This window comes from Streptomyces sp. NPDC097640, from assembly GCF_040302705.1.
Classification (GTDB): Bacteria; Actinomycetota; Actinomycetes; order Streptomycetales; family Streptomycetaceae; genus Streptomyces.
The window spans coordinates 187,362-212,328 of sequence record NZ_JBEOSB010000002.1; the positions used below are offsets into that span (position 1 = coordinate 187,362).

Genomic DNA, 24,967 nt, shown 5'->3' on the forward strand with positions numbered 1-24,967 from the left:
ACGTGGTCGTCGGTGCCGTCTCAGCGGTTGGCGGCGTAGTCCTTGGCGAACTCCTCGGCCATCCTGTCGCCGCCGCGGGAGCGCCAGGTCTTGACGGCGGCGTCGTACTCGGACATCGGGGAGCGCCCGGCGATGACCGCGGTGACCGTGTCGTCCATGAGGGCCCTGAGGGTGGTGCCCTGCGCGGTGAAGGTGCGGGACTGGAGCCCGTACTGCGCGTTGCGGATGGCGACCGGGACCACCTTCTGCTGCCAGGCGTGCAGCGCGCGTACGACCTCGGGCCTGCCCGGCACGAACAGCACCTGCGGCCCCTCGGCCAGATATTTGAAGGGGAGGTTGTTGACGTTCTCCACCTGCCCCAGCTTGGTGGTCTTCGGCGCGCCGTCCTTGTCCCGGGTGAAGTGCACGCCCTCCAGGCCGTAGTGCATGAGCTCCCATTCCTTGGTGCCGAACGGGGCGGCCAGGTAGTCGAGCAGGCGCAGCAGCAGTTCGACGCGTTCCTTCTTGGCCTTCTTCAGGATGGTGTAGCCGAAGGAGCGGCGGGCGGCGACGATGCCGCCGGGGGTGCCGTCCACGTCGTAGGGCAGGGCGGGCGCGGGGGTGAGCAGGCCTTTGGAGTCGGGGTAGAGGGTCTGGTAGGAGCCGAAGCCGTTCTGCATGGAGCCGGCGGTGCCGTTGAGGAACAGGGTGTTCAGGTCCACCGCCGACAGCGAGGTGGCGTCGGGGTGGTACGAGCCGTTCTTGCGGAGCTGTGCCTGGTAGGCGATCGCGGCCTTGTACCGCTCGTCGGTGAAGTTCGGGCGGAAGGTGCCCTTGGTGTCCACGGCCCAGCCCTGCGGGGCGTTGTGGGCCGCGGAGTGCACGGCGTTGCCGAACAGCGAGCCGGTGGACGCGCCCAGGGCGTAGGCCTTGCCGTGGGTGGCCTTCTTGGCGACGTCGGCGAAGTCCTGGGAGGTCCACCCCTCCTTCATCCCGGCGTCGCGGAACATGCCCTGGTTGATCCACAGCGTGGAGCCGGGCAGCGGGCGTTCGAGGGGGATGCCGTAGATGCGGCCCCCGACGCGGCCCATGTCGCGCCAGGCGTGGGTGGGGATGCCCGCCAGGTTGGGGTAGTCCTTGACGGCCTCGCCCGACAGGAACGGCGTCAGGTCCTCGGCCCTGCGCTGCACGAACTGCGCCTCGCGGGGCAGGACGAACCCGGAGAAGACGTTGATGATGTCCGGCAGCGAATCGGGGTCGCCCGCCATCACCGTGGCCATCTTCTTCTGGTAGTCGGCCTGCGAGACGATGGTGAACTCGATCTTGACGCCCAGGGCCTTCTCGACGGCCCGCCAGTACTGGTTCTGCCCCCGCCCCTTCGGCGGGGTGCCGAAGGTGACGGACATGACCCTGACCGTGGAGCCGTCGCCCGGGGTGCGCGCGACCGAGGTGGCCAGATCGGCGGGGTAGGAGGTGTAGCCGGGCTGGACCCCCGACTCGGTGGGGGCGAGGTCGGGCTTGGCGCCCGAGGCCGCCTCGTAGGCGGGCCACGCGGCGAGTTTCTTGCCCGCGTTGGAGACATCGCCGTCGTCCGAACCGGTGGAGCAGGCGGTGAGCAGACCGGGGAGGCAGACCGCGGCTCCACCGGTGGTCATGGAGCGCAGCAGGGTGCGTCGGGACATGCTGGGCATGGGCGGGGGACCTTTCTGGGTGCGGCTCGTGAGGCTGCTGGCTGTTGCGGGCTCAGCTCTTGATGGCGCCGGTGAGCACGCCCTTGGTGAAGTACTTCTGGAGGAAGGGGTAGACGACCAGGATCGGCACGGTGGCGATCACGAGGATGGCCATCTGGATCGTCTGCGGAGCGTTCACCGTGGCCTCTCCGGTGGTGGTGTCCGTGAGCCCGGCGCCGGTCACCACATAGGTGCGCAGCACCTGTTGGAGCGGCCAGTGGTCGCTCTCGAGGTAGAGCGAGGCGTAGAACCAGGAGTTCCAGTAGGCGACGGCGTAGAACAGGCCGACGACGGCGAGCGCGGCCTTCGACAGGGGCAGCACGACCGACCACAGCACCCGCAGGTCTCCGGCGCCGTCCAGCCGGGCCGCCTCGTACAGCTCCTCGGGGATGGCCTGGAAGAAACCGCGCAGGACGACCAGGTTGAAGACGTTGATCAGCACCGGGAGGATCAGCGAGGCGTAGGAGTCGAGCAGTCCGAGTTCCTTGACGAGCAGGAAGTTCGGGATCATGCCCGGAGGAAAGAGAAAGGTGAACAGGACCAGCAGGAGTACGGGTCTGCCGCCGAAGACACCGGGGCGGGACAGCGCGTAGGCAAGGGTGACCGTGCAGGCGAGGCTGAGCAGGGTGCCGATGACGGTGACGCCCGCGCTGACGCCGAGCGCCTGGGTGACGATGCCGCCGTCGAGGATGTCGCGGTAGGCCTGGAGGGTCGGGTGTTCGGGCCACAGCACCCAGCCGCCATTGGCCACCACCTCGCGCTGGGAGGCGAGCGAGGTCGACAGGATCACCAGGAACGGCACACAGACCAGCAGCACGACGGCGACGAGGGCGACGGCCTTGCCGGCCTGGGTGAGGGGTTTCGGCTTCTCCATCCAACCGGGCCGCACCGTGGCGCTCACCTGTAGACCCCCTGTTCCCCGAGCCGGTGGGCGACCTTGTTGGCCGCGTAGACGAGCAGCGCGCCGACCAGGCCCTTGAACAGGCCCGCGGCCGCCGCGAACCCGTAGTCGCCGCCGACGATGCCCTGGTAGTAGACGAAGGTGTCGATGATCTCGGCGGCCTGCGGGCCGACCGCGTCGCGCTGGAGCAGCATCTGCTCGAAGCCCACGGAGAGGATGTCGCCCAGCCGCATGATGAGCAGCAGAATGATCACCGGGCGGATGGCGGGCAGGGTGACATGCCAGAAGCGCCGCCAGGGCCCCGCCCCGTCGATCGCGGCGGCCTCGTACTGCTGCTCGTCGACCTGCGACAGCGCGGCCAGGAAGATGATGGTGCCCCAGCCGGCGTCCTTCCAGATCACCTGGGCCACCACCAGCGGCTTGAAGGCGTCCGGGTTTCCGATGATGTCGACGGTGTGCAGACCGGCGTCGCCGAGGTAGCCGTTCACCAGACCCGTGTCCCCGAGGACCTGCTGGAACAGGGCTACGACGATCACCCATGAGATGAAGTGCGGCAGGTACACCACCGACTGCACAAAGCGCCGCACGGTGGACCAGGTCAGGCTGTGCAGCAGCAGCGCGAGGGCGAGCGGGACGGGGAAGTAGAAGACCAGCTGGAGGATCGCGATCCAGAGGGTGTTGATCACCGCGTCCCAGAACGCGCCGTCTTCCATCATCCGCTGGAAGTTCTCCACGCCGGTCCACGGGCTGCCCCAGAGGCCGTCGAAGGGCACGTACTCCTTGAAGGCGATGACGTTGCCGACGAGGGCGCCGTAGTGGAACACCAGGAAGTACGCGAGCCCGGGCACCATCAGCCAGAACAGCGTCCGGCTACGGCGTCTATGAAAACCTTTTCGCTGGATTGAAGCGCCTGACGGGTGACGGGAAGGGCGGCTTGCCGTCGATTTCTCAGGGCGCTCACGCAGCAACGCTGCCACGGAGCCTCCTCGGCTGTGGGTATGAAGTGAGGGGAAGTTAAAACGTTTTCAGGCTGCGGTCAACACTTCTGACACATCTCCGGTGCGGGGCCGCCGGAGCAACGGCGGGTGGCGGCCGAGCGTCTGACACCTCGTCCCGCACACTTTCTTGACGCTCGGACGGGGCGCTGCCAGACTCGCGGCCACACCGCTAGAAAGCGCTTGCTCCTCCCTGTTCCCCCGCACCCCGACGGGTGCTGTCGAATCGTTCGACACGGGTGATCACCCCCACACAGGAGATGACGAGATGGGACGCAGAGCCGCACCACCCCCTTCCCGGGCGCCCCGCCGGACGCGAGCCGCCCTGACCGGCGCCGTCGCCCTCCTCGCACTCGGCTCCGGGCTGAGCCCGTCGGCCGTCGCCGCGGCGGATCCGGGCCGGGCCGGGTCCGCCGAAGCCTCGCCGCGGCTCGCGGCGTGCGGTGACGGTTCGTACCAGGCCGAAGCCGTGCTGAGCGGCAGCACCTGGACCGCGCGGCGCGGGAGCGGCGTCGTGTACACGGGCACCGATATGCGGGCCGCCATGCAGGCGGCGGTCAACAGCCTCACGGCCGGCCGCACGTCCAAGGAGCGGGTCGTGGTGCGCGGCTCCGGCTCCATCGGCGCCAACTCCCGCGTCTCGCTGCCCAGCTACACGACGCTGGACGTCTGCGGCACGATCAATGTCACCGGCAGCGGCTCCGGGGACCAGGCGCCGGTCTACGCACGTGGCACACGGGACATCGAGATCCAGAACCTCAAGCTCACGGGCAGCCCGCTGTACGGGATCTTCATGCGGAACGTCCAGAACGTGGTGCTCGGCCAGATCGACATGCGGCTGTCGGCCGGGCTCGGTGTCCGGATCGACAACCGCGGCGACACCAGCCAGTGGACGAAGAACGTCAGGATCGACAACGTCTATGTCTCCGGGGCCTCCAGCCACGCGGTGGAGACCTACGGGGTGGACGGCATCACCATCGGCACGGTCACCGCGCGGAACGTGGGCGAGTCGGGGCTGCTGCTCAACCAGACCATCAACGCCACGGTCACCAAGGTCGACGCGGACAACGCGGGCGCCGGCACCGGCTACGCGGCCTTCCGCATGGCCAACCGCAACGGCCGGGTCGGCAGCTCCTATCCCACCAACATCCGGGTGGGCGAGGTCATCGCGCGCGGCGGCGGGCGCGGTGTGTTCTGTGTCTCCGAGAGCGGTGGCGCGGTCATCGACCGGGTGACGATCTCCGACACCGGCAACAACGCGGTCCTGATCGAGAACTGCTACAACGTGGACCTCGCCGCGCAGAGCGGCACCGTCACGGGCGGCGGCGAGATCCGGCTCGCCGCGCGCACCGAGTTCGCCAACAACCGGGACATCACCGTGCAGAACCTCACTGTGACCAACTCGGCCATCCGGGAAAGCCCCTGTGGCGAGAACACCGAGTTCCGCAACAACCGGCTGGTGAACAGCAGCCAGAGCATCTGCTGACGCTCACTGGGCGGTCGCGGCCGCGGCGGCGAGCTCCTCGCCCTTGCGCTGCGACCGCTTGGCGTACCAGCCCGTCCACAGGGCGAGGGCGCCGAGCACTCCGTAGATCAGGACCGGGCTCAGGACCACCATGGTGTCGGTGCTCAGCACGTAGGCGAGCGCGGCCCGGACCCCGGCCTCCAGCAGATACGCCACGCCCCAGACCGCCGTCATCGTCATCATGGTCCGGCGGAAGCCCTCGTACTGCCACAGGTCGTTCCACCACACGGTGCTCGCCTCGGTGCCGTCGGTGGCGAACTTGCGCCCGAAGTAGAACATCAGGGGGCGCGGCGCCAGCAGCGTGGCCAGACACAGCAGCCCGAACATCCCCGTGACGGCGGAGTCCTTGACGAGCAGGGCGCGGGCCGAGTGCGCGCCGACGAGCGACATCACGGCCGAGATCACCAGGAACACCAGGGTGACGACGGCGAATTCATCGAGATGGCGGCGCCACACGAAGTGAACGGCGCTGTCGAGCACCGGCCAGGCAGCCGCTGACCAGGAGCGCCGAGAACTCGCTCCAGCCGTGGTCGTGGAGCGCGTTGTACGTGACGATCGGCGCGACGACGTTCAGGGCGATGGTGACGACCCAGCCGACCAGGGCGGCACCCCGGGACCTGGCGGGCGGCGCGGGCTGTTCGTCGGGCCCCGGTGGCTGGGTGTCCGGTGCGCTCCGGGCGCTCTGCGCGGCCGCGTCCTGAGTGTGCATGAATCCCCCCGTACGACGTGCTGGTGAGTGCACGGTAGAGCAGACGCGCGGTGTCGGACCAGTTTCCGGCCCGCCAGTCGTCGCTGAAACGTGGACGGGAGGTCGTCCGGCGCCGGGACGGCCGTCAGCGCAGCGCCGTGCGGAGCCACTGCCGGATCTCCGGAGTGACGGGGTCGGTGATGTCGGCGAACTCGGTCTGCTTGGTCAGGAACTTCGCCACGTAGGGGCAGACGGGCACGGCGCGGTGCCCGGTCTCGCGCACGTCGGTCAGCGCCTCCTGGACGAGGCGGAAGGCCAGGCCCTGCCCGGCAAAGGCGTCGTCGATCTCGGTGTGGTAGAAGACCCGCTGCTCGTCGTGGTCGCGGTACTCCGTGAAGCCGGCGAGTTCGCCGTCGACCAGGATCTCGTAGCGGTGGAGCTGGTCGGCTCGGCGGACGACGGGAATTGCGGCCGGCTGTGTCATCGTGTTCCATTCGGCGTCGGCGGTGCGGGGGTCACGCTCGGTGCCACCCTAGACCGCGAGGTGAGGACGGTGTGCCGGTGGGCGCACCGGGCCTTGCCCGACAGCGCACCGTCCCTCGGGAGTGGGTATGGATCTGCGGCAGATGGAGGTCGTCGTCGCCGTCGCCGAGGAAGGCGGTTTCACCGCGGCGGCGCGGCGCCTGCACGTGGTGCAGTCGGCGGTGTCCGGCACGGTCCGGGCGCTGGAGAAGGAGATGGGGACCCGGCTGTTCGAACGCACCACGCACCGGGTCTCCCTCACCCCGGCGGGTGAGGCGTTCGTGCCCGCGGCCCGCACGGCGCTGCGGGCGGCCGAGCAGGCCCGGGCCGCGGTCGACGTGGCGCGCGGCGAGCTGCGCGGGCAGGTCACGGTCGGCACCATGCAGGGAGTCTGGGTCGGTCTGCACCGCGCGCTGGCCGCGCTGCGGGCGGAACACCCCCGTGTGGTGGTCCGGCTCCGGCAGGCCCCGGTGGCCGACATCCGGCAGGCGCTGCGCGACGGCACGGTGGATCTCGCCGTGGTGGCCCTGGACCGCCAGCAGCAGCGGGGGCTGGTGACCCGCCCGCTGGTGCGCGAGGAGATGGTGCTCACGGCCTCGCCCGCGCGTGGCTTCGCCCAGGAGGACCGGGTCACCTTCGCCGAGATCGCCCGGATGCCGTTCATCGACTTCACACCCGGCTGGGCGATCCGCGGCGCGGTGGACCGGGCCTTCCGGGCCGCCCTGGTCGAGCGCGGCACCGCCTTCGAGGTCAACGACATCGTCGCGGCGTCCGAACTCGTCCGCCACGACCTCGGGGTGTGCGTCATGCCGGAGTCCATCGCCGCTCGCTTCCCCGATCTGACCCTGCGCAGGTTCGACCGGCGCCCGCCGCGCTGGAACGTGATGGCGGTGTGGCCCCGGGGGGAGACACCCCCGGCGGCCGCCGCCCTGCTGCGACACCTCGCCTGACCCCGGGCGGCAGCGGGCCGCGAGCGCCGCCCCCGCTGTCCGGGGTGCGGCGCTCGCGTACGGGCCGGGGCCGGCCGTCAGCCGGCCCTGCTCGGCCTTGGCCGGCTTCTCAGCGCTTCTGGAGCGCGGTGCCCAGCGTGTCGGCGGCCAGCTTGATGGCGACCTGCGCGGCGTGGGTCTCGCGCATCGCGTTGACCATGACGAAGTCGTGGATGATGCCCTGGACACGCACGGCCGTGACCGGGACACCGGCCTCGCGCAGCTTGTTCGCGTAGGCCTCGCCCTCGTCCCGCAGGACGTCCGCCTCAGCGGTGATCACCAGGGCCGGCGGCAGACCCGTCAGCTGCTCCGTGGTGGCGCGCAGCGGCGAGGCGGTGATCTCGGCCCGCTGCGCCTCGTCGGTGGTGTACTGGTCCCAGAACCACTGCATGCCGTCCCGGCGCAGGAAGTAGCCGGTGGCGAACTGGTGGTACGAGCCGGTGTCGAAGCTCGCGTCGGTGACCGGGTAGAACAGCACCTGCTGGACCAGCGGCACATCGCCGCGCTCCTTGGCCATCAGGGTCAGGGCCGCGGTCATGTTGCCGCCGACGGAGTCGCCGGCCACGGCCAGCCGGGTGCCGTCCAGGCCCTTGGACCCGCCCTCCCGGACCACCCACTGGGCGACCGCGTAGTTCTGCTCGATGGCCACCGGGTACCGGGCCTCAGGCGACAGGTCGTACTCCGGGAAGACCACCGCAGCGTTCGCGCCGACGGCCAGCTCGCGGACCAGGCGGTCATGGGTGTGGGCGTTGCCGAACACCCATCCGGCGCCGTGGATGTAAATGATCACCGGCAGCTCCCCGGTGCTGCCCGCGGGCTTGACGATGCGGACCCGGACGCTGCCCGTGGGGCCGCCGGCCACCGTGATCCACTCCTCGTCGACCGCCGGCTTGTCGATCTCGCCGGACTGCACCTCGTCGACCGCCGCGCGGCCCTCGGCCGGGGCCAGATCGAAGAGGTACGGAGGGTTGGCGGTGGCTTCGGCGAAGGCGGCTGCGGCCGGCTCCAGGACAGGCTGGACCGGCGGCACGACGGCATCCGACATCTGGCTCTCCCGAGGTGTGGGGGTAGGAATGGGGAAGTGCCGGGAAGATCATGGAAATCTCCCGGCTGCTGGGGCCACCCTAGGTCGGCCACTGGTCAACTCTTGTCCGTCAGCGCACCGAGTCTTTCCCCGCAGCGCCATGCGGGGGATACGGCCGCGGCGCCCATGCGTCGCCGGTCATCCCGGACGGTAGCCGCCGAGGGAATGCCAACCGCTCGGTATGTGAGGGCATGTTCCGTCCCGCGATGCCGCGTAGCGGTCGTGGCCCGGCGCGCGCTAACGTCTCATGGACAAACGACGGCGTGACGGAAGCCGGTGAGAATCCGGCACGGTCGCGCCACTGTGTGTCCGGCGGAGGCCCCGTGCTGCGGGGCGGCCGCCGGGCGAGTCAGACCCTGCGCCGTCGTATGAGCACCGACAACCGGGACGCGTGTTCCCCAGGAGGTTTTCAGCATGGCCCAGTCCGCCGCGCCCGCGCCGAGCACACCGGCCGTCCTCTCCGGCGTCCTGCCACTGATCCTCCGCTAACGGCCGAACACACCGTCCGGCAACGGCCGAACGCACCCGACACCGCCGTGCCCGTGCCCATCGGGCCCGGCCGGGTGCCGCGGCTCTCACCGGACCGGCCTTGGGAAACACCACCGTACGACCGGCTCCGCAGCTGAGCCCCGTCATGCAGAGGAACGTCCGTGCCGATAGCACGACCCGCCCGTCTCACCGCCTTCTTCCTGACCACGACCCTGACGCTGGCCGGCTGCGCCGACGCCACCCCGAACGGCGACCGGCCGTCGGACCGCGCCGCCGCCGGATATCCGCGTACGCTCACCAACTGCGGCCACACGGTGCACATGGCCGGGCCGCCCCGGCGCGCGGTGTCGCTCAACCAGGGCAGCAGCGAGATCCTGCTCTCGCTCGGCCTGGCCGACCGCATGGCGGGTACGGCCACCTGGACCGACCCGGTGCTGAAGGGCCTGCGGAAGGCCAACGCCACGGTGCCCCGGCTCGCCGACAACGCCCCCTCGTTCGAGAAGGTGCTGGACCAGGAGCCGGACTTCGTGTCCGCCTCGTTCGAGTCCACCCTGGGCAAGGGCGGCGTGGCCACGCGCCGGCAGTTCGAGGACCTGGGCGTGCCCACCTATGTCTCCCCGGCCGACTGCGCCAAGGACAACACCGGTGACGGCGACGGCTCCCGCGCCACCCCGCTGACCATGGAGAACATCTACCGGGAGATCCGGGACCTCGCCACGGTCTTCGGGGTGGAGAAGCGGGGCGAGCGGCTGATCGGCGCTCTGAAGGCCCGGGTGAAGACGGCGACCGAGGACATCGACGCCTCCGGCACCACCATGCTCTTCTGGTTCGCCAACTCCGACGCCCCGTACCTGGCCGGCTGCTGTGGCGCGCCCGGCATCATCACCCGGGCCCTGGGCGCCGAGAACGTCTTCGACGACCGCCACGACGAGTGGCCCCAGATCAACTGGGAGGCGATCGCGGACCGCGACCCCGATGTCCTGGTCATCGGCGATCTCTCACGCGAGCAGGAGTCGGCCGAGACCGCCACGAAGAAGATCGAGTTCCTGGAGTCCAACCCGGTCACACGGACCATGGACGCGGTCAGGCACAAGCGGTACGTCCTGCTCAGCGGGCAGGCCATGAACCCGTCGATCCGCACGGTCGAGGGCATCGAGAAGACCGCCGCCGCCCTGCGCGCGTTCGGGCTCGCCAAGTGACACCACGCCAAGTGACGCCGAGCCACGTCACGCCGAGCCAGGTGACACCACGCCACATGGCCCCTGGCCGAGCCGCGCCCCCCGGAAGCCGCCGACTCAGGAGCGCCGCGCTGTGGGCGGCGGGGCTCGCCACGCTGCTGGCCTCGGTCGCGGTGGCCATCACCATCGGCCCGGCCAGCATCGGCGTCGCCGATGTCTGGGCCGTGGTGGCCGCCCACCTGGGCTGGGGCACCTCCGACCTGACGCCGATCCGGGCCGGAATCGTCTGGGACCTGCGGCTGCCGCGCACCCTGCTCGCCGCGGTGTGCGGGGCGGGGCTCGCGCTGTGCGGGGCGGTGATGCAGTCGATGCTGCGCAACCCGCTCGCCGACCCCTTTGTACTCGGCGTCTCCTCCGGAGCCTCCACGGGCGCGGTCTTCGTCGTGGTGCTGGGGGTCGGCGGCGGGGCCGTGTCGATCTCGGCGGGCGCGTTCGTCGGCGCCCTGGCCTCGTTCTTCCTCGTCCTGCTGCTCAGCCATGTGCTGGGCGGCACGACGGACCGGATCGTGCTCTCCGGGGTCGCCGCGATGCAGCTGTTCTCCGCCCTCACCTCCTTCGTGGTGATGACGGCGGCCGACGCGGAACAGACCCGCGGTGTGCTGTTCTGGCTGCTCGGCTCGCTCAGCGGCGCCACCTGGGACGAGGTGTGGGTGTGCCTGGCCGTGCTGGCCGTGACCCTGCTGGTGTGCGCCGTCCACGCCCACGCGCTCGACGCCTTCGCGTTCGGGCGGGACGCGGCGGCCACGCTCGGCGTCGACGTGGCCCGTACCCGGCTGATCCTGCTGACCGCCACCGCGCTGCTGACCGCGGCGCTGGTCAGCTCCGCCGGGGCCATCGGCTTCGTGGGGCTCGTGCTCCCGCACGCCGCCCGCGCACTCGCCGGATCCGCCCACGGCCGTCTGCTGCCGCTCACCGCGCTGGCCGGGGCGGTGTTCCTGGTGTGGGTCGACACCCTGGCCCGCACCGTGCTCGAACCCCAGGAGGTGCCGGTGGGCGTGGTCACCTCGCTCATCGGCGTACCGGCGTTCGTCCTGATCCTCTACCGCACCCGGAAGGCGACCACCGTATGACCGGCGGCCCCGGCACCACGACCACCGGCCTGCGCGCGGAGCGGCTGGCGCGCACCGCGGGCGGCCGACTCGTCCTGGACGCCGTCGACATCGCCCCGCCACCGGGCTCCTGCACGGGGCTGCTCGGGCCCAACGGCTCCGGCAAGTCCACCCTGCTGCGGCTGCTGGCCGGAGTGCTGGCCCCGTCCTCCGGCGTCGTCACCCTCGACGGCCACCCCCTCGGCGAGCTGCCGCGCAGGGCGGTCGCCCGGCGTGTCGCCGTCGTCGAACAGGACGCCGTGACCCAGGCCGAGCTGACCGTACGGGATGTCGTGGGCCTCGGCCGGATCCCGCACCGCCGCGCCTGGTCGGCGCCGTCGGCGGCGGACGAGAACGCGGTACGCGGCGCCCTCGAGCGGACCGGGCTCGCCGACCGGGCCGACCAGTCCTGGCACACCCTGTCCGGCGGCGAACGCCAACGTGCCCAGATCGCCCGGGCGCTCGCCCAGGAGCCGCGCGAACTCCTGCTGGACGAGCCGACCAACCACCTCGACATCCAGCACCAGCTGGACCTGCTGTCCCTCGTCGCGGCCCTGCCCGTGACCACCGTCGTCGCCCTCCACGACCTGAACCTGGCGGCGATGTACTGCGACCGGCTGGTGGTCCTGAAGGCCGGCCGCGTCGTGGCCCGCGGCACGCCGCACGACGTCCTCACCGAGGACCTCATCGCGGACGTCTACGGTGTGCGCTCCGTCGTCACCTCCGACGGGCCGGAGGGACGCCCCCACATCCGCTTCCTCGGCAGGGCCGCCTCGGGCGCGAGCGGGTCGAGGCAGCCGGTTCCCGGGTAGCCGACCTCGGCGAGCGGCAGCAGGGTGCGGCCGTCGCACATGAGGTGCCGGGCCTCCGGCGACCACTGCTCCTCGGCCACGGCCACCAGGACGCGGTCCCGGTCCAGGAACCCGGGGCGGTGGCCGGCGAAGCGCAGCCGGCGCCCCCCGGGGGTCCGCTTCGCGCGCCGCCGGTTCCGGGACCTTCTGGCGGCGGCGGCCGGGGTGCTGGACGATGACGCGCAGACAGCTGATCAGCACCGCGACGCAGTGACAGCCCGCGCCACGCCCGGGTGGACCCTCTCCCGCCCCGGCGTCGGCCTCTGGAAGGGGGATCGGCCCGTTGTCCTCGACCACCGTCCGCACGGTTCCGCCCGCCGCCGATGTCGTGATCATCGGCGGCGGAGTGATGGGTGTCAGAACCGCGTTCCACCTCGCCGAGGCCGGGGTGGCGAACATCGTCGTCGTCGAGCGCCGCGACCTGGGCAGCGGCAGCTCGGGCAAGCCGATCGGCGGCGTACGGGCCCAGTTCTCCGACCCGCTCAACATCGAGCTGGGCAGCCGCAGCCTGCGCGCCTACCGGGACTTCCCGCGCCGCCCCGGCGCCGACATCCGGCTCGACACCGTCGGCTACCTCTTCCTGCTCACCAGCGACCGGCAGGCCGCGGACTTCGAGGCCGGTGTCGCCGTCCAGAACGGCCTGGGCGTCCCCAGCCGCATGATCGGCCCCGGCGAAGCCCAGCGGCTGTGCCCCTATCTCGGCACCGACGGGCTGGTGGCCGCCGCCCACTCGCCCGCCGACGGCCACGCCCGCCCCGCACTGGTCGTGCGCGGATACGCGCGCGCCGCGGCCCGCGCCGGTGTCACCTTCGCGACGCACACCGCGGTCACCGGCATCGACACCACCGGCGACCGGGTGACCGCGGTGCACACCGACCGCGGCCGCATCGCCTGCGCCACCGCCATCTGCGCGGCCGGTGCCTGGTCGGCGGAGATCGGCGCCATGGCCGGGGTCGGCCTCCCCGTACGACCGGTGCGACGGCAGCTGGCCTTCACCGCTCCGCTCACCCCGCCCGCCCCGCGTATCCCCTTCACCATCGACTTCTCCTCGACGGCCTACTTCCACAACAGCGACGACGGCCTGCTGTTCGGCCTGGCCGACCCCGACCAGCCGGACGGCTTCGACACCACCTGGACCCCGGAGTGGCTGGAGCTGTTCCGCGCCGCCGTCCGGCACCGCGCCCCCGCCCTGGCGGACATGGAGACCGCCGGCGGGTGGGCCGGTCTGTACGAGGTCACCCCGGACCACAACGCGCTGATCGGCCGCTCGCGCGAACTGGGCAACTTCCTGTACGCCACCGGCTTCTCCGGACACGGCTTCCTCCAGGCCCCGGCGGTCGGCGAGGTCATGCGCGACCTCCACCTGGAGCGCGAACCGTGCGTCGACATCGCCCCGCTCAGCGCCGACCGCTTCCGGACCGGCACCGGGACCCGGCCCGAGGCCCATGTGGTCTGAACCGTGGCATGAACCGTGGTGTGAACCCCCGACCGAAAGGCCAGGAACCGATGATCAGCCAATGGCGGCTGCGGGCCGCCTTCGCCGCGCGGCTCTCGGAGATGTACGGGCAGGAGGTCCCCGCCTACACCACGCTGGTGGATGTCTCACGGGAGGTCAACGAGGACGTCCTGCGCGCCCGGGGCGCCGACGCCGAACGCCTGGGATCCATCGGCCGGGTGACCGCCGAGCGCCATGGCGCCATCCGGGTCGGCACCCCGGAGGAGCTGCGGCAGGTCGCCCGCGTCTTCGCCGCCCTGGGCATGCACCCGGTCGGCTTCTACGATCTGCGCGAGGCCGCCGCCAGCGCCGTCCCCGTCGTCTCGACCGCCTTCCGGCCCGTCGACGGCGAGGAGCTGGCCCGCAACCCCTTCCGGGTCTTCACCTCCATGCTCACCCTCGCCGACCCGCGGTTCTTCGACGCCGACCTCCGCTCCCGCCTGGAAACCTTCCTCGCCGGCCGTGAACTGTTCCCCGCGGAACTGCTCGCCCTCGCCGACCGCGCCGCGGCGGAGCGGGAGCTGCCCGAGGCGGACGCCGAGCGCTTTCTGCGGCTCGCCGTGCACGCCTTCGAGCTGTCACCCGAGCCCGTCGAGGTGGCGTGGTACGAGACCCTGGAGCGGATCTCCGCGGTCGCCGCCGACATCGGCGGGGTCCGCAGCACCCACATCAACCACCTCACCCCGCGCGTGCTGGACATCGACGAGCTCTACCGGCGGATGACCGAGCGCGGCATCGAGATGATCGACACCATCCAGGGCCCGCCGAAGTGGCGGGGCCCCGACGTCCTGCTGCGCCAGACCTCCTTCCGCGCCCTCGCCGAGCCCCGCGCCCTGCGCACCCCCGACGGCAGTGTCGTCAGCGGCGCACTGCGGGTGCGCTTCGGCGAGGTCGAGGCCCGCGGCATCGCCCTCACCCGGGAAGGCCGCGCCCGCTACGACCGACTCCTCACCCTGGTCGACCAGCGGGCGGCCGACCACCCCGAGGCCGACCGCGGCGACCTCGCCCGCGCCGTGTGGGAACGGCACATGCCCGGCGCCGAGCGGGAGCTCGCCGCCCAAGGCCTGGCCTACTTCACCTACCGGGTGGCCCCCGGCCGGCCACGGGACGGCAGCCGCCCGCCCGCCGGCCTCGGCGCCCTGGTGGAGCGCGGCTGGGTGCGCGCCGAGCCCATCGTCTACGAGGACTTCCTGCCCCGCTCCGCGGCCGGGATCTTCCAGTCCAACCTCAGCGGCGAGGGCACGCGGAACAACGACCACGAGGGCACCGCGTACGACGCCGGATGGCTCTCGGAAGCCATCGGACGCGAGGTCCTGGACCCCTACGCCCTCTATGAGCAGCAGCAGAACCGCTCCCTGGCGCAGGTCGCCGGCGAGCTGGAACTCGACGGCACGCTTCGCTGACCTCTCACACCCACGAGGACCCCTCATGCCGAGCACCGCACTGCCCACCACCGACGACCTGCGCGCACGCGCGCTGACCGCCCTCGAACGCATCGGCGTCACCGTCCCGGAAGGCACCGGCCTGCCCGCCCGGACCCCCATCACCGGGGAGAACCTCCTCGGCCTGACGGCCTCCACCGCCCATGACGCCGACCAGGCCCTCGCGGCCACCCGCGCGGCCTTCCTCACCTGGCGCACCACACCCGCCCCGCGCCGCGGTGAACTGGTCCGCCGGCTGGGCGAATCGCTGCGCGAGCACAAGAGCGACCTGGCCGACCTCGTGACCATCGAGGCGGGCAAGATCCGCTCCGAGGCGCTCGGCGAGGTGCAGGAGATGATCGACATCTGCGAGTTCGCGGTGGGCCTGTCCCGCCAGCTGTACGGGCGCACCATCGCCTCCGAGCGTCCCGGCCACCGTCTCGCCGAGACCTGGCACCCGCTCGGCGTGGCCGGCGTCATCTCGGCGTTCAACTTCCCCGCCGCCGTGTGGTCCTGGAACACCGCCATCGCCCTCGTCTGCGGCGACACCGTCGTCTGGAAGCCGTCCGAGCTGACCCCGCTGATCTCCCTGGCCTGCGACCACCTGCTGGCCCGGGCCGCCGAGGAGACCGGCGCGCCCCGCGACGTGCACCGCCTCCTGCTCGGCGACCGCACCATCGGCGAGACGCTCGTCGACGACCCCCGGGTCGCGCTCGTCAGCGCCACCGGTTCCACCCGCATGGGGCGCGAGGTCGGTCCCCGCGTCGCGGCCCGCTTCGGCCGCAGCCTGCTGGAGCTCGGCGGCAACAACGCGGCCGTCGTCGCACCCTCCGCCGACCTGGACCTCGCCGTCCAGGGCATCGTCTTCGCGGCGGCCGGTACGGCGGGACAGCGCTGCACCACACTGCGCCGCCTCATCGTCCACCGGGACATCGCCGACAGCCTCGTCGAGCGCCTGGCCGCCGCCTACCGGAAGCTCCCCATCGGCGACCCCTTCGACGGGACCACGCTGGTCGGCCCGCTCATCTCCACCGCGGCCCTCGACGGCATGCGCGACGCCCTGACCCGCGCGCGGGCCCAGGGCGGCGAGATCCTGGCGGGCGGCGACCGGCGGCTGGCCGACGCCGCGCCCCGGGCCGCGTACGTCGAGCCGGCCGTCGTCCGCGTCGCCGAGCAGACCGGCGTCGTACGGGAGGAGACGTTCGCCCCGATCCTGTACGTGCTGACCTACGGCACCCTCGACGAGGCCATCGCGCTGCACAACGACGTCCCGCAGGGCCTGTCGTCCAGCATCTTCACCCGCGACCAGCGGGAAGCCGAGATCTTCCTGTCCGCGGAGGGCTCCGACTGCGGAATCGCCAACGTCAACATCGGCACCTCGGGTGCGGAGATCGGCGGTGCCTTCGGCGGCGAGAAGGAGACCGGGGGCGGCCGTGAGTCGGGCTCCGACGCCTGGCGGGCGTATATGCGCCGCGCCACCAACACCGTCAACTACTCCAGCCGGCTCTCCCTGGCCCAGAACGTCAGCTTCCTCTGAGGGCCCGCGCCCGCGGAAGGAAGCGGAACGGGAAACGCGGCGGCCCTCACCCGGAAGAAACCGGGCGAGGGCCGCCGCGTGATGCGTGAGTGACCGGGGCCGGTCAGTCGGCGCCGAACTCCATCGCGGCGCGGTCGAGCAGCTGGTCGTCGTTCGACACCTGGCCGTCCGAGGCGGCGATCGCCTCGGCCGCGCCCTTGGGCATCGCGCCGATCAGCCCGGTCGAGGCCGCCTGCGCGGCACCGATCAGCGCCGGGTGGGAGTTGCCGACCATCCCGAGCCCCGCGTACTGCTCGAGCTTGGCGCGGGAGTCGGCGATGTCGAGGTTGCGCATGGTCAGCTGGCCGATCCGGTCCACCGGCCCGAAGGCGGAGTCCTCGGTCCGCTCCATGGAGAGCTTGTCCGGGTGGTAGCTGAACGCCGGCCCGGAGGTGTCCAGGATGGAGTAGTCCTCACCGCGCCGCAGCCGCAGGGTCACCTCGCCGGTGATCGCCGCGCCGACCCAGCGCTGAAGCGACTCGCGGACCATCAGCGCCTGCGGGTCCAGCCACCGGCCCTCGTACATCAGCCTGCCGAGCCGCCGGCCCTCGGTGTGGTACGTGGCGACGGTGTCCTCGTTGTGGATCGCGTTGACCAGCCGCTCGTACGCCGCGTGCAGCAGCGCCATGCCCGGGGCCTCGTAGATGCCCCGGCTCTTGGCCTCGATCACACGGTTCTCGATCTGGTCGGACATGCCCAGGCCATGGCGGCCGCCGATGGCGTTGGCCTCCAGCACCAGATCGACGGCGGAGGCGAACTCCTTGCCGTTGATCGTCACCGGCCGACCCTGCTCGAAGCCGATGGTGACGTCCTCGGCCGCTATCTCGACGGACGGGTCCCAGAACCGCACGCCCATGATCGGCTCGACGAGCTCCAGCCCTACGTCGAGGTGCTCGAGCGCCTTGGCCTCGTGCGTCGCGCCCCAGATGTTGGCGTCGGTGGAGTAGGCCTTCTCCGTGCTGTCCCGGTAGGGCAGACCGTGGGCGACCAGCCACTCCGACATCTCCTTGCGGCCGCCGAGCTCGCTGACGAAGTCGGCGTCCAGCCACGGCTTGTAGATCCGCAGGGAGGGGTTGGCCAGCAGACCGTAGCGGTAGAACCGCTCGATGTCATTGCCCTTGAAGGTGGAGCCGTCGCCCCAGATCTGGACATTGTCCTCGAGCATGGCGCGCACCAGTAGAGTGCCGGTGACCGCCCGCCCGAGCGGGGTGGTGTTGAAGTAGCTGCGGCCACCGGACCGGATGTGGAACGCCCCGCAGGACAGGGCCGCGAGACCCTCTTCCACGAGGGCCGCGCGGCAGTCGACCAGCCGGGCGACCTCCGCGCCATAGGCCGTGGCGCGCCCGGGCACCGAGGCGATATCGGGCTCGTCGTACTGGCCGATGTCAGCGGTGTAGGTGCATGGCACCGCACCCTTGTCGCGCATCCACGCGACGGCTACCGAGGTGTCGAGACCACCGGAGAAGGCGATCCCGACGCGCTCGCCGACAGGCAGGGAGGTGAGAACTTTGGACACGGCAGAAGTATGCATGACCACGCATTTTCATGCAAGCGCCGAGTTGGGCGACCGCCGCCGCGCCTCTGGAGACGACGGGCGGACCCGCTTACGGGCCCGCCCGTCAGCAGTACGGCGGCTGGTCGGTCAGGGAGGCCGCCACCCGTATCCACACCCCGAAGAGCCGGTAAAGGCCCGGCAGCGCGCCCTGCGCCTGGACGGTCCGGGTGTCCTTCGCGGTGACCCCTGGAATGCCCAGGAGGGTGGAGGCCACCGAGGCCGACTGCCAGCGGACGCTGAGGGTGGCCGGGCCCGAGGCCGCCGGCAGCGCCGCCCGCGGCGTGGCGAGCGCGGCGGCGACCGCCTTCTCGATGGCCGCACGGGCTTCGTCCGCCGGGCGCAGCTCCGCCGCGAAGCGGTCGCGGGCGTACTTCACGGCAACCGTGGTGACGGACGCGTCCCACTCCGCCGTCTCCGCGCACGCGTTGTCGTCACCGGTGAGGGCCGCCATCGGCACGCCCAGGGCCGCCGCGGTGGCGTGCGCCAGACCGATCTCGCCCACGGGCCGGCCGTCCAGCCAGATGTCCTCGATCTCGTGGCCCATGAAGCTGTGGCTCAGCACGCCGAGCGCGCCCGCCCGCGCGTGGTAGCCCACGCAGATCATGGCGTCGTGCTCGGAGGTGAGACCTTCGAGCATGCCCATGTGCTTGGGCCTGCCCCGGACGAGGCGGGCCGCCGGATGCAGGGTCTCCGGCAGGATGTTGCGCATCGAGCCGTGTGCGTCGTTGACGGTGATGTCGGTGGCGCCTGCCGCGACGGCGCCCCGGATCGCCGCGTTGACGTCCTCCGCCATCAGCAGCCGTCCACGCTCGTAGTCCCGTCCGCCGGGCTGGACGTCGTGGGCGTCGACGAGCCCGGTGACGCCTTCCATGTCCACGCTGAAGTAGATCCGCACTGCGCGAGCTCCTCCGTCTTGATCACTTGAGGGACGCCTGCGAGTCTTCCCACGGTTCCGGGGGAGGGGGCGGGATCCGGCCGCGCCGGGTCAGCGCGCGCAGGGCGGACCCGTCTCGCGGCTCGACGCCCCGAAGGTGACACCGGCGCCGAGGGCGATGAGGACCGACTCCCGCCAGGAGTGGTCCCGCGCCAGTGCCGATCGGCGGCGGGCTCCATTGCTCACGGATTCGTCGGGAAAGCAAGCCGATCGCGAATTTTTCCGGGCGCCTTTCGGATTCCGTTGCCCACACCGTCGACTTCTTCGTCAAGGGCGATATTCATCACATCGAAAGGGGGCCACGCATGGGCCTTCACCAGCGTTGACGCGCTGTTACCGTGGAATCTCGGCAGTTCTCATCCGCCGCTGGATGTATTCCGGTGTGGCCGCTTGCGTAATGTCTGAGGTTCGAAATTGAGAAATCGGCTCGTCGTCAAGGGTGCCCGCCAGCACAATCTGCGCGACGTCTCCGTCGAATTGCCCCGGGACGCCCTGATCGTATTCACCGGAGTATCGGGATCCGGTAAATCAAGCCTCGCGTTCGACACCATTTTCGCGGAGGGGCAGCGGCGCTACGTCGAGTCGCTGTCGGCCTACGCGCGTCAGTTCCTCGGGCAGCTCGACAAGCCGGACGTCGATGTGATCGAGGGGCTGTCCCCGGCCATCGCCATCGACCAGAAGACGTCGAGCCGCAACCCGCGCTCCACGGTCGGCACCATCACCGAGGTGTACGACCACCTGCGGCTGCTGTACGCGCGGATCGGCCGCCCCCACTGCCCCGAGTGCGGCGGGCCGGTCAGCCGGCAGACGCCGCAGCGGATCGTCGACCGGCTGCTCGCCGAGGACGAGGGCACCCGCTTCCAGGTGCTCGCGCCGGTCGTCCGCGACCGCAAGGGCGAACACGCCGAGATCTTCCGGCAGTTGACCACCGACGGGTTCAGCAGGGTCCGGGTCGACGGGCGGGTTCTCGCGCTCGCCACGCCGCCCGCGCTGGACAAGCGCAAGAAACACTCCATCGATGTGGTGGTGGATCGGGTGGCCGTCAAGCCGGGGAACCGACAGCGGCTGACGGAGTCCGTGGAGACCGCGCTCGGCCTCGCCGGCGGTGTGCTGCGGGTCGAGTTCGTGGACCGGGACCCCGCCGATGGCGAACGGGAGCTGGTGTTCTCGGAGAAGATGGCCTGCCCGCGCTCCCATGACATCGGTCTGGAGTCGCTGGAGCCCCGGCTGTTCTCCTTCAACGCGCCCTGGGGCGCCTGTCCCGCCTGCACGGGCCTCGGCTCGCGCATGGAGGTCGACCCCTCCCTCGTTGTCCCGGACGACACCAAGTCGCTCGCCGAGGGCGCCATCGCGCCCTGGACCAACACCAGCGGCGCCGACTACTTCGCCCGGCTGCTGGACGCCCTGGCCGCCGAGGCGGGTTTCGACACCGGTACGCCGTGGCGCCAACTTCCCGCCGAGGTGCGGACCATGGTGCTGAACGGGTCGGAGCGGCGGCTGCACATCTCGTACCGGAACCGATTCGGCCGCGAGCGGTCGCATCTGTCGCGGTTCGAGGGCGTCATCCCGCACATCGAGCGCCGCTACGCCGAGGGCGCCGAGTCCGGGACCTCTCAGGACCGGTTCGCCGGCTATCTGCGCGAGGTGCCGTGTCCGGCCTGCTCGGGTGCTCGGCTGGCGCCCGGCGTGCTGGCTGTCACGGTCGGCGGCCGGAACATCGCCCAGGCCTCCGCCCTGCCGCTGGACCAGCTCGCCGCCTTCGCCCAGGGGCTGGAGCTGACGGACAGCGAGCGGCGGATCGCCGAGGCCGTGCTCGCCGAGATCGGCGAGCGGCTGCGGTTCCTGCTCGACGTGGGCCTGGACTATCTCTCGCTCGACCGGCCCGCCGCCTCCCTCTCCGGCGGGGAGGCGCAGCGGATCCGGCTGGCGACCCAGATCGGGGCCGGGCTGACCGGGGTGCTGTATGTGCTGGACGAGCCGTCCATCGGGCTGCACCAGCGCGACAACCAGCGGCTCATCGAGACGCTGAAGCGGCTGCGCGACCGCGGCAACACGGTGATCGTGGTCGAGCACGACGAGGAGACCCTGAAGGCGGCGGACTGGGCCGTGGACATCGGGCCGGGCGCGGGCGCACACGGCGGCCATGTGGTGCACTCGGGCACCGTGGCGGAGCTGCTGGCCCACGCGGAGTCCCTGACCGGTGCCTATCTGTCCGGGCGGCGCGCGATACGCGTCCCCGAGCGGCGGCGGGAGCCGGCCGAGGGCAGCGCGATCACCGTGCACGACGCCTCCGAGCACAACCTGCGTGATGTCACGGTGTCATTCCCGCTCGGCCTGTTCGTCGCCGTCACCGGCGTCTCGGGCTCCGGGAAGTCGACGCTGGTCAACGACATCCTTCAGACATCCCTGGCGCAGCGGATCCAGCGCGCGCACAAGGTGCCCGGCCTCCACCGGGCCATCACCGGAATCGAGCACATCGACAAGGTGGTCCAGGTCGACCAGTCGCCGATCGGCCGCAGCCCCCGCTCCAACCCGGCCACGTACACGGGCGTCCTCGACCATCTGCGCAAGCTGTTCGCCCAGACCCCGGAGGCGAAGGTGCGCGGCTACCAGCCGGGCCGGTTCTCCTTCAACGTCAAGGGCGGCCGCTGCGAGCACTGCTTCGGTGACGGCACCATCAAGGTCGAGATGAACTTCCTGCCGGATGTGTACGTCCCGTGCGAGGTCTGCCACGGCGCGCAGTACAACCGCGAGACGCTCGACGTGCACTACAAGGGCAAGTCCATCGCGGACGTCCTGGCCATGACGGTGGAGGAGAGCCTGGGGTTCTTCGACGGACACCAGATCATCTCCCGCCACCTGAGGACCCTGCACGACGTCGGCCTGGGCTACGTCAAGCTGGGCCAGCCCGCCACCACCCTGTCCGGCGGTGAGGCACAGCGCGTCAAGCTCGCCGCCGAGCTCCAGCGGCGCACCCGCGGCCGCACCCTCTATGTGCTGGACGAACCCACCACGGGGCTCCATGCCGCGGATGTCGACCGGCTGCTGACGGTGCTCCAGCGGCTGGTCGAGGGCGGCAACACGGTCGTGGTCATCGAGCACAACCTCGATGTGATCAGGTCGGCCGACTGGCTGATCGACATGGGCCCCGAGGGCGGACACCGGGGCGGCGAGGTGATCGCCGAGGGCACCCCGGAACAGATCGCGGCCCACCCGCGGTCGCACACCGGGCGGTTCCTGGGCGGGCTGCTGGGGGCCTCATGAGCGTGCTGGAGAGGGCGGCGGCCCAGGCCTGGGATCCGGAGGAGTTCCGGCCCGCGGAGGCCGACGACACCGACGCGCCCGAACCCCGGCTCCCCGTCGACCACGGCCCCGTCGACCAGGTCCGGGACTATCTGCGGCTCATCGCCCGGGTCCGGCTGCTCACCGCCGAGCAGGAGGTGGAGCTGGCGAAGCGGATCGAAGCCGGTCTGTACGCCGAACAGCGGCTCGCCGAGGAGCCCGGCCTCGATCCGCACTTCCGCTGGGAGCTGGCCGTGCTCGCCGAGGACGGGCGGCGGGCGAAGGCCCATCTCATCGAGGCGAACCTGCGCCTGGTGGTCTCCGTCGCCAAGCGGTTCACCGGGCGCGGGCTTCAGCTCCTGGACCTGATCCAGGAGGGCAACACCGGGCTGATCAGGGCCGTGGAGAAGTTCGACTACGCCAAGGGCTTCAAGTTCTCCACGTACGCCACCTGGTGGATCAAGCAGGCGGTCACCCGCGCCCTCGCCGACCAGAGCCGCACCATCCGGGTACCCGTGCACACCGTCGAGATCATGAACCGGGTGGCCCGGACCCGGCGGGAGCTGATGCAGGACACCGGGGTGGAGCCCACGCCCGAGGAACTGGCGGAGAAGGCGGGCCTGCCGCTGGAGCGGCTGATCCAGCTCCAGGGCTACTCCAAGGAGCCCGTCTCGCTGGACATGGCGTTCGCCGAGGACAGCGGCACCGAGTTCGGCGACGTCATCGTGGACGGCGACTCGCCCTCGCCCTGGGACATGGTCACGTTCGGCCTGCTCCGGGAGGCCATCCAGGGCATCCTGGCGGAGATGACCCCGCGCGAGGCCGGGATCATCTCCCTGCGGTACGGACTCCTCGGGGGCCGGGCGCGGACCCTGGAGGAGATCGGCCAGGTCTACGGGGTGACCCGCGAGCGCATCCGCCAGATCGAGGCCAAGACGATGTCCAAGCTGCGCCATCCCTCACGCTCGCAGGCGCTGCGGGACTACCTCGACGCGGGGTAACTGTACCTTCTGGATGGTACAGTTTTGGCATGGTCAGAGGACACGGACGGGACGGGTGGACGATGAACGGTGCGCGACGCTGGTGGCTGCTGGCGACCGTATCCGTGGGGCTGCTGCTGATCTCGGTGGACAACACGGTCCTCTACACGGCGCTCCCCACGCTGACCGAGGATCTGCACGCGACCGCCTCGCAGAAGCTGTGGATCATCAACGCGTATCCGCTGGTGATGGCGGGCCTGCTGCTGGGCGCGGGCACGCTCGGCGACCGCGTCGGCCACAAGCGCATGTTCCTCGCCGGCCTGGCCCTGTTCGGCGTCGCCTCGTCGGTGGCGGCGTTCGCCCCGTCGCCCGCCGTGCTCATCGCGGCGCGGGCGTTTCTCGCGGTGGGCGCGGCCGCGATGATGCCCGCCACGCTCTCGCTGATCCGTACCACCTTCGAGGACGAGCGGGAGCGCAATGTGGCGATCGGCATCTGGGGCACGGTGTCGGTGATCGGCATCGCCCTGGGCCCGATCCTGGGCGGACTGCTGCTGGAACACTTCTGGTGGGGCTCGGCCTTCCTGATCAACGTCCCCGTGGTGGCCGTCGCCCTGGTCGCCGGGGCGATCCTCGCCCCCGGTGATTCGGGCCGTTCGGACAAGCCCTGGGACCCCATCGCGTCCGCGCAGGTCATGGCCGGTCTGGTCGGGCTGGTGTACGCCGTGAAGGAGGCCGCGAGGCCGGGCGGAGAGGCGACGCACATCGCCGTGGCGCTGGTGGTCGCGGCGGTCGGCTTTGTGTTCTTCATCCGCCGGCAGCGCCGCCAGGAGCATCCGCTGCTGGACTTCGCGCTGCTGCGCGATCCGCGCATCGTGTCCGGGATCGTCGCCGCCGCGCTGGCGATGTTCGGGATCGCCGGGATCCAGCTGGTCCTGACGCAGCGGCTGCAACTGGTCGTCGGGCTCGGCCCGCTGGAGACCGGGCTGCTGGTGGCGGTGGTCGCGGCCGGCTCACTGCCCACCGGAGCGGTCGCGGGCGGCCTGGTCCACCGCCACGGCCCCCGCCCGCTGATCGTCGGCGGGCTGCTGGTCAGCGCCGCCGGAGCGTTGTTGGTCCTGCTGCTGACCCCGGGCGCGGCGCCGATCCCGCTGCCGATCCCCGACCATCCCGCATGGCTGGTGCCCGGGTTGCTGCTCCTCGGGGCCGGCATGGGCCTGGCGATGACCGCGGCCTCGGCCGCCATCATGGGCAACGCGCCCGCGCACCGGGCCGGGATGGCCGCCTCCGTCGAGGAGGTCTCGTACGAGCTCGGCAGCCTGTCCGGCGTCGCGCTCCTCGGCAGCCTGCTCGGCTCCCTCTACACCGCCACCGTCGACCTGCCCGCCGGCGCGCCCGCCGCGGCGGAGGGCGGCCTGGACCAGGCCCACGCGGCCGCCGGCCGGCTCCCCGCCGACCAGGCCGACTCCCTGCTGGAGGCAGCGCGCGACGCCTTCGACAACGGCTATGCGCTCGCGCTGGCGATCAGCACGCTGGTCCTGGTGATCGGCGCCCTCCTGACTGCCCGCCTGCTGGCCCGCCCCGCTCCCGTGACGGAGGCGCGGGAGCAGGAGCCCGTGGCCTGAGGTCCGGGCCCGGGGGCGGTGTC

The 24,967-nt window shown here is 71.5% G+C and carries 20 protein-coding genes; 11 read left to right on the forward strand and 9 right to left on the reverse strand.

The window, feature by feature from the left end; genetic code table 11:
• Positions 1-20: 20 nt before the first annotated feature.
• From ABTY62_RS03130 to ABTY62_RS03140, 3 genes are read right to left on the reverse strand one after another with little or no spacing between them, the layout of a single operon-like run.
• Positions 21-1,670, reverse strand: a complete 1,650-nt coding sequence (locus ABTY62_RS03130) for a type 2 periplasmic-binding domain-containing protein (protein WP_352127605.1) — start codon at positions 1,668-1,670, stop codon at positions 21-23.
• Positions 1,671-1,722: 52 nt separating this feature from the next.
• The gene (locus ABTY62_RS03135; RefSeq protein ID WP_352127606.1) at positions 1,723-2,610 is read right to left on the reverse strand and encodes a carbohydrate ABC transporter permease; all 888 of its coding nucleotides are present in this window, start codon (positions 2,608-2,610) and stop codon (positions 1,723-1,725) included.
• Positions 2,607-3,461, reverse strand: coding sequence for an ABC transporter permease (locus ABTY62_RS03140; protein WP_352127607.1), 855 nt, complete (start codon positions 3,459-3,461; stop codon positions 2,607-2,609). Before ABTY62_RS03140 ends, ABTY62_RS03135 begins: the two co-directional genes overlap by 4 nt.
• 412 nt (positions 3,462-3,873) lie before the next feature.
• Here ABTY62_RS03140 and ABTY62_RS03145 point away from each other — a divergent pair, with 412 nt between their 5' ends.
• Positions 3,874-5,091 carry a right-handed parallel beta-helix repeat-containing protein gene (locus tag ABTY62_RS03145; protein ID WP_352127608.1) on the forward strand — a complete coding sequence of 406 codons (1,218 nt, stop codon included), beginning with the start codon at positions 3,874-3,876 and terminating at the stop codon, positions 5,089-5,091.
• A gap of 3 nt (positions 5,092-5,094) precedes the next feature.
• On the opposite strand, the gene ABTY62_RS03150 is transcribed toward ABTY62_RS03145, so the two are convergent.
• The 3 genes from ABTY62_RS03150 to ABTY62_RS03160 form a co-directional block, all read right to left on the reverse strand.
• Positions 5,095-5,586 carry a VC0807 family protein gene (locus ABTY62_RS03150; RefSeq protein ID WP_352127609.1) on the reverse strand — a complete coding sequence of 164 codons (492 nt, stop codon included), beginning with the start codon at positions 5,584-5,586 and terminating at the stop codon, positions 5,095-5,097.
• Positions 5,564-5,839, reverse strand: a complete 276-nt coding sequence (locus ABTY62_RS03155; RefSeq protein ID WP_352127610.1) for a DUF3159 domain-containing protein — start codon at positions 5,837-5,839, stop codon at positions 5,564-5,566. The genes ABTY62_RS03150 and ABTY62_RS03155 overlap by 23 nt, the downstream gene beginning before the upstream one ends.
• 124 nt (positions 5,840-5,963) lie before the next feature.
• Positions 5,964-6,302, reverse strand: coding sequence for a GNAT family N-acetyltransferase (locus ABTY62_RS03160; protein ID WP_352127611.1), 339 nt, complete (start codon positions 6,300-6,302; stop codon positions 5,964-5,966).
• A gap of 127 nt (positions 6,303-6,429) precedes the next feature.
• Between ABTY62_RS03160 and ABTY62_RS03165 the strand changes: the two genes are divergently transcribed.
• Complete coding sequence (locus tag ABTY62_RS03165) at positions 6,430-7,290, forward strand: LysR family transcriptional regulator (protein ID WP_311723272.1); 861 nt, start codon at positions 6,430-6,432, stop codon at positions 7,288-7,290.
• Positions 7,291-7,399: 109 nt separating this feature from the next.
• On the opposite strand, the gene ABTY62_RS03170 is transcribed toward ABTY62_RS03165, so the two are convergent.
• Positions 7,400-8,374, reverse strand: a complete 975-nt coding sequence (locus ABTY62_RS03170) for an alpha/beta hydrolase (protein WP_352127612.1) — start codon at positions 8,372-8,374, stop codon at positions 7,400-7,402.
• Positions 8,375-9,063: 689 nt separating this feature from the next.
• Here ABTY62_RS03170 and ABTY62_RS03175 point away from each other — a divergent pair.
• From ABTY62_RS03175 to amaB, 6 genes are all read left to right on the forward strand, one after another.
• A complete protein-coding gene (locus tag ABTY62_RS03175; protein WP_502997391.1) occupies positions 9,064-10,101 on the forward strand; it encodes an ABC transporter substrate-binding protein in 1,038 nt (345 codons plus the stop codon).
• 56 nt (positions 10,102-10,157) lie between these two features.
• On the forward strand, positions 10,158-11,210 hold the full coding sequence (locus ABTY62_RS03180) for a FecCD family ABC transporter permease (protein ID WP_352127613.1): 1,053 nt from the start codon (positions 10,158-10,160) through the stop codon (positions 11,208-11,210).
• Positions 11,207-12,040 (forward strand): ABC transporter ATP-binding protein, encoded by an 834-nt coding sequence (locus ABTY62_RS03185; protein WP_352127614.1) that lies wholly within the window; start codon positions 11,207-11,209, stop codon positions 12,038-12,040. Before ABTY62_RS03180 ends, ABTY62_RS03185 begins: the two co-directional genes overlap by 4 nt.
• 322 nt (positions 12,041-12,362) lie before the next feature.
• Positions 12,363-13,535: an NAD(P)/FAD-dependent oxidoreductase gene (locus ABTY62_RS03190; protein WP_352127615.1), complete on the forward strand. Its 1,173-nt coding sequence runs from the start codon at positions 12,363-12,365 to the stop codon at positions 13,533-13,535.
• Between the two features lie 50 nt (positions 13,536-13,585).
• A complete protein-coding gene (gene hglS / locus ABTY62_RS03195; RefSeq protein ID WP_352127616.1) occupies positions 13,586-14,977 on the forward strand; it encodes a 2-oxoadipate dioxygenase/decarboxylase in 1,392 nt (463 codons plus the stop codon).
• Positions 14,978-15,002: 25 nt separating this feature from the next.
• The gene (gene amaB, locus ABTY62_RS03200) at positions 15,003-16,532 is read left to right on the forward strand and encodes an L-piperidine-6-carboxylate dehydrogenase (protein ID WP_352127617.1); all 1,530 of its coding nucleotides are present in this window, start codon (positions 15,003-15,005) and stop codon (positions 16,530-16,532) included.
• A 103-nt stretch (positions 16,533-16,635) separates the two neighbouring features.
• On the opposite strand, the gene argG is transcribed toward amaB, so the two are convergent.
• Entirely contained in the window at positions 16,636-18,087 is a 1,452-nt protein-coding gene (argG, locus tag ABTY62_RS03205; RefSeq protein ID WP_352127618.1) for an argininosuccinate synthase, read from the reverse strand.
• Between the two features lie 103 nt (positions 18,088-18,190).
• Complete coding sequence (locus ABTY62_RS03210; RefSeq protein WP_352127619.1) at positions 18,191-19,021, reverse strand: M55 family metallopeptidase; 831 nt, start codon at positions 19,019-19,021, stop codon at positions 18,191-18,193.
• 453 nt (positions 19,022-19,474) lie between these two features.
• Between ABTY62_RS03210 and uvrA the strand changes: the two genes are divergently transcribed.
• Genes uvrA through ABTY62_RS03225 form a run of 3 tightly spaced genes read left to right on the forward strand, consistent with a single transcriptional unit; the run spans position 19,475 to position 24,944 of the window.
• Entirely contained in the window at positions 19,475-22,324 is a 2,850-nt protein-coding gene (gene uvrA, locus ABTY62_RS03215; RefSeq protein WP_352127620.1) for an excinuclease ABC subunit UvrA, read from the forward strand.
• On the forward strand, positions 22,321-23,343 hold the full coding sequence (locus ABTY62_RS03220; RefSeq protein WP_352127621.1) for an RNA polymerase sigma factor: 1,023 nt from the start codon (positions 22,321-22,323) through the stop codon (positions 23,341-23,343). The genes uvrA and ABTY62_RS03220 overlap by 4 nt, the downstream gene beginning before the upstream one ends.
• Before the next feature lie 29 nt (positions 23,344-23,372).
• The gene (locus tag ABTY62_RS03225) at positions 23,373-24,944 is read left to right on the forward strand and encodes an MFS transporter (protein WP_502997392.1); all 1,572 of its coding nucleotides are present in this window, start codon (positions 23,373-23,375) and stop codon (positions 24,942-24,944) included.
• Positions 24,945-24,967 lie beyond the last annotated feature (23 nt).

What these genes read in the sequence shown, in the direction of transcription:
- ABTY62_RS03130 (WP_352127605.1), bottom strand. Translation starts at nt 1,670, where the DNA reads ATGCCCAGCATGTCCCGACGCACCCTGCTGCGCTCCATGACCACCGGT.
- ABTY62_RS03220 (WP_352127621.1), top strand. Translation starts at nt 22,321, where the DNA reads ATGAGCGTGCTGGAGAGGGCGGCGGCCCAGGCCTGGGATCCGGAGGAG.
- ABTY62_RS03185 (WP_352127614.1), top strand. Translation starts at nt 11,207, where the DNA reads ATGACCGGCGGCCCCGGCACCACGACCACCGGCCTGCGCGCGGAGCGG.
- ABTY62_RS03160 (WP_352127611.1), bottom strand. Translation starts at nt 6,302, where the DNA reads ATGACACAGCCGGCCGCAATTCCCGTCGTCCGCCGAGCCGACCAGCTC.
- ABTY62_RS03140 (WP_352127607.1), bottom strand. Translation starts at nt 3,461, where the DNA reads ATGGTGCCCGGGCTCGCGTACTTCCTGGTGTTCCACTACGGCGCCCTC.
- ABTY62_RS03155 (WP_352127610.1), bottom strand. Translation starts at nt 5,839, where the DNA reads ATGCACACTCAGGACGCGGCCGCGCAGAGCGCCCGGAGCGCACCGGAC.
- ABTY62_RS03165 (WP_311723272.1), top strand. Translation starts at nt 6,430, where the DNA reads ATGGATCTGCGGCAGATGGAGGTCGTCGTCGCCGTCGCCGAGGAAGGC.
- ABTY62_RS03145 (WP_352127608.1), top strand. Translation starts at nt 3,874, where the DNA reads ATGGGACGCAGAGCCGCACCACCCCCTTCCCGGGCGCCCCGCCGGACG.
- ABTY62_RS03225 (WP_502997392.1), top strand. Translation starts at nt 23,373, where the DNA reads ATGGTCAGAGGACACGGACGGGACGGGTGGACGATGAACGGTGCGCGA.
- hglS (WP_352127616.1), top strand. Translation starts at nt 13,586, where the DNA reads ATGATCAGCCAATGGCGGCTGCGGGCCGCCTTCGCCGCGCGGCTCTCG.
- ABTY62_RS03180 (WP_352127613.1), top strand. Translation starts at nt 10,158, where the DNA reads ATGGCCCCTGGCCGAGCCGCGCCCCCCGGAAGCCGCCGACTCAGGAGC.
- amaB (WP_352127617.1), top strand. Translation starts at nt 15,003, where the DNA reads ATGCCGAGCACCGCACTGCCCACCACCGACGACCTGCGCGCACGCGCG.
- ABTY62_RS03170 (WP_352127612.1), bottom strand. Translation starts at nt 8,374, where the DNA reads ATGTCGGATGCCGTCGTGCCGCCGGTCCAGCCTGTCCTGGAGCCGGCC.